4 protein-coding genes are annotated in these 3,761 nt (G+C 69.3%); 3 read left to right on the top strand and 1 reads right to left on the bottom strand.

What is annotated here, in order from left to right; translation table 11 throughout:
- A partial coding sequence (locus D7V80_RS40460) for a hypothetical protein (RefSeq protein WP_120593090.1) occupies nt 1–830 on the bottom strand: 830 nt, incomplete at its 3' end.
- 71 nt (nt 831–901) lie between these two features.
- On the opposite strand from D7V80_RS40460, the gene truD reads away from it, so the two are divergent.
- From truD to D7V80_RS40445, 3 genes are all read left to right on the top strand, one after another.
- Nucleotides 902–2,542 (top strand): tRNA pseudouridine(13) synthase TruD, encoded by a 1,641-nt coding sequence (truD, locus tag D7V80_RS40455; RefSeq protein ID WP_120593089.1) that lies wholly within the window; start codon nt 902–904, stop codon nt 2,540–2,542.
- Between the two features lie 96 nt (nt 2,543–2,638).
- Nucleotides 2,639–3,211, top strand: coding sequence for an RNA polymerase sigma factor (locus D7V80_RS40450; protein ID WP_233586090.1), 573 nt, complete (start codon nt 2,639–2,641; stop codon nt 3,209–3,211).
- Nucleotides 3,208–3,711, top strand: coding sequence for a hypothetical protein (locus D7V80_RS40445; RefSeq protein WP_120593088.1), 504 nt, complete (start codon nt 3,208–3,210; stop codon nt 3,709–3,711). Before D7V80_RS40450 ends, D7V80_RS40445 begins: the two co-directional genes overlap by 4 nt.
- Nucleotides 3,712–3,761 lie beyond the last annotated feature (50 nt).

The raw sequence follows: 3,761 nt of genomic DNA, 5'->3' as shown, positions 1-3,761 counted from the left end.
ATCCCGCCCAGGTCCCGCTTCTGCCCGAAGACGTGGGGGTTGCAGAAGACGTAGCCCCCGGTGAGCTCCGCGTAGAAGTGCACGTACTTGTAGCCCACCGCGAAGCCCACCGTGGAGCCCACGAAGTGGCTGTTCACCGTGGACGGCAGGCTCGCGTCGAAGCCAGTCACCGGCTTGCCCTGCTGGGAGAAGTCCACCAGCTGGGCGTCCAGCCGGGTGTGGCTGAAGACGTACTTGGGGGCGCCGTAGAGCTTGAACACGTCGCCGTACTCGGCGCTCAGGTACAGCGGCACCTCCACGTCGGTGCGGCTGAAGTCCCCCAGCTGGACGACCTCCAGGACGTCCATCACCGCCCCGGAGAACAGGTACTTGGACACCCCCAGCCCCAGCGCCAGGTCATACGAGCGGCGCGGCCCCGGCCCGCCGTGGGCCAGGCGCACCTTGCCGTCGAAGCGCAGCGCGTTGCCGTTGTAGCGCCCGCCCACGTCGAACCCGTCCAACAGCCCCACCCGCACCATCAGCTCCGGGTTCACCCCCGGCGGGGCCAACGCCAGCGCCAGGCCCGCCGTCAGCAGGCGCTGCTGGTCCTCCTCCGTGAGGGCGTAGGGCCGGTCCTCCTCGATGGCCCGCTTCGCCTCCAGCCCCTGGTCGATGCCCACGTCCACCACCGACGCCAGCGTCCCCACCGGGACGAAGACGCCCATGCTGCCCGTCACCTGCACCTGCCCCGGTGCGAGCGTCTTCGCCGTCTGCATGGTGGACAACGGGGTCGCGCACCCCACGGCGAGGCCGGCGAGCCCCAAAAGGATCAGGGCGGGAAGGATTCTCATGGGGTTGCAGGTTAAGCCCATTTCCGGCGCGAACGCTTCATTCCGCGCGTCCGCGTGGTAAGGGGGCTGTCGTGCGAATCAAGCAAAAACCCGAGGACTTCTCCGTGAAGGAGTCCTACCGCTTCGACGAGGTCGAGAGCGGCAAGCATCGCGTCTACCTGATGGACAAGCAGAAGCTGTCCACCTTTGACGCGGTGAACCGAATCCGTGACGCGTTCGGTCTGAAGCCCGGCGCCATCAGCTACTGCGGCCTGAAGGACAAGCAGGGCCGCACCGAGCAGATCATCGCCGTGGACGGCGCGGACGTGGACATGCAGGAGCCCGACCTGCGCCTGAAGTTCCTGGGCCGGACGGACAAGCCGCTGTCCGCTAGGAACATCACCTCCAACCGCTTCTCCGTCACCGTGCGCGCCCTCACGCGCGATTCGCTGGCGCCGCTGAACCTGGCCGCCGCGGAGGTGAACCGGCTGGGCGTGGTGAACTACTTCGACAGCCAGCGCTTCGGCGCGATCAAGCATGGCCAGGGCTTCATCGCCAAGGACCTCATCCGGGGCGACTTCGAGGCCGCGCTGCACAACTACTTCGCCCGCCCCTCGGATCTGGACCGTACCGAGGACGCCAAGGTGAAGGGCTTCTGGCGCGACAACTGGGGCCGCTGGGACGCGCGCGTGCCCTTCGAGGGCGCGAAGAAGTACCACCGCATCCTGCGCAGCCTGCGTGAGCACCCGGGCGACTGGCTCCGCGCGTTCCTGCAGATCGACTCGGACTACCGGGCGATGATCCTCTTCGAGTACCAGAGCTTCCTCTGGAACGAGGGCGTCCGGCGCTACCTCCAGCTGATGCTGCCGCGCGAAGCCATGTTCCCCATGCGCTACCAGGCCGGCACGCTGCTGCACTTCCGGGACGCGACCCCGGACGTGCTGCACATCCTGCGCGAGAAGACCTTCCCGCTCGTGGGGCCGGACTCCACCTTCGAGGATCCGAAGGTGGCGGAGGCCATGACCTGGGTGCTGGGCAAGGAGAAGCTCAAGCTCCCCGACCTGCGCATCAAGGGCGCCGAGCGGATGCTCTACTTCAAGGAGGAGCAGCGCCCGCTGGTGATGTTCCCGCACAAGCTCGTCGTGGGCCGCACGCAGAACGACGACGTGAACCGCGGCGACATCAAGGTCAACGTGGCCTTCACGCTGCCCCCGGGCGCGTACGCCACGCTGGTGATCAAGCGCCTGTTCCACTTCGAGTACACGGAGGACTCGAAGGAGGACATCCGCACCTCGCAGCGCCCGCGCCTGGTCACCACCGAGCGCGAGGAGGAGCGGGTGCAAGAGGCCCGGAGCGCCGCGCGTGCCTCCGAAGGCCCTTCGCGCCACCGCGCGCTCGCGGACCGCGCCACCAGCCGCACCTCGCGTCCGGCCTCGTCCGAGCGCCCCGCCCGTCCGGGCGCCACCAGCCGCGACGGCCGCGCCGCGCCGTCCGCCAAGGACGCTCGTCCGCCGAGCCGTATCGGCCGGCCGGCCCGCGCGCCCCGTGAAGCGCTCCCGGACCTGGATGAGGTCCGGGCCGCCCCCCCGCCTGCTCCGGAGCCAGAGATCCCGCTGGGCTTCCGGGCGAAGCAGAAAGAGCGCAAGCAGGCGAAGGCCGAAAGCCGGGCGGAAAAGGCCGAAAAGCAGCGCCTGGCTGCCGCCAAGTCCGCGAAAAAACAGAAGCGGAAGTGATGTTCGAGGGCAGCGCAATGGCCTTTCGCCGCGCCCGTAATCCAGGGCGTGAACGCTCTTGCCCTCGACTCGCTCCCCATGGCCATCGGAATGCTGATGGCTGAGGACGCCGCCCCGCTCCCCTGGAAGGCGGACGTGCAGGCCGCCCGCAAGGGGGACCCGTCCGCATTCGAAGCGCTCGTTCGCAGCGTGCAGCGCCCGGTGTACGGCCTGGCGCTGCGCCTGTTGCAGAGCGAGGCGGAGGCCGCCGAGGTCGCGCAGGAAGCCCTCCTTCGCGCGTACCAGAACCTCCACCGCTACGACGACGCGCGCCCGTTCGACCTCTGGGTGCTCGCCATCACGCGCAACCTCTGCCTGGACCTGCTCCGCCGCCGCACCAAGGTGCGCACGGAGGAGCTGGAGCCCATGAAGGAGGTGCTCCCCAGCAACGAGGCGTCCCAGGAGGACGGGGCCATCGCGCGCGAGGAGCGGCAGTCCCTGGAGGCCGCCATGGAGACGCTCTCCGTGGACGACCGTGAGGTGCTGGCCCTCTATTACGTCCAGAAGCGCACCACGAAGGAGATCGCGCAGATCATGGGCTGCGCGCCCGGGACCATCATGGCCCGCCTGTTCCGCGCCCGTGAGAAGCTTCGCAAGAAGATGGCGCCCGCCGAGGAGGAGACGCGATGAGCCCCACCCCCTGCCCCGACCTGGAGGTCCTCTTCGCGGAGCTGGAGGCCGGTGAGGGCCCCGCCCTGGATCACGCCGCGGAGTGCGAGGCGTGCGCCGCCCTGATGGAGGACCACCGCCTGCTGGAGAACGACCTGTTCCGGCTCGCGGATCCGCTGCCGCCTCCGTCGCTGGTCGTGAACGTGATGGCCCGCGTCGCGGAGAGCCCCGTCCCCCAGCGCCGCGAGGTGTGGACGGGCCTGGCCATCCTGCTCACGTCCCTGGGCGTGGGTCTGGGCTTCCTGTTCACCAATGACAGGGCGCTCGGCCGCATGGGCACCGCGTTCGCGTCCAGCGTGCGTGACAGCCGTGCGTTCGTGGAAGGCCTGTTCAGCGGTGCGCACGCCCTGTGGAGCACCGCGGGGCTGGCGGTGGCCTGCATCGTCGCGTTCGTCGTGTTCACGTCGCTGTTCGGCCTGAAGCGCCTGGCCGGCTCCCCTCCGTCCCTCTCCGAAGCCTGAGCGTGACCATGAAGATCCTCCCCCGCCTGTTGCTTCCGACCCTCCTCCTC

The sequence above is a fragment of the Corallococcus sp. CA054B genome (assembly GCF_003611625.1).
Lineage (GTDB): Bacteria > Myxococcota > Myxococcia > Myxococcales > Myxococcaceae > Corallococcus > Corallococcus coralloides.
Note: the sequence above shows the minus strand (reverse complement) of the source record. Positions and strands in the feature narration are given on the sequence as shown.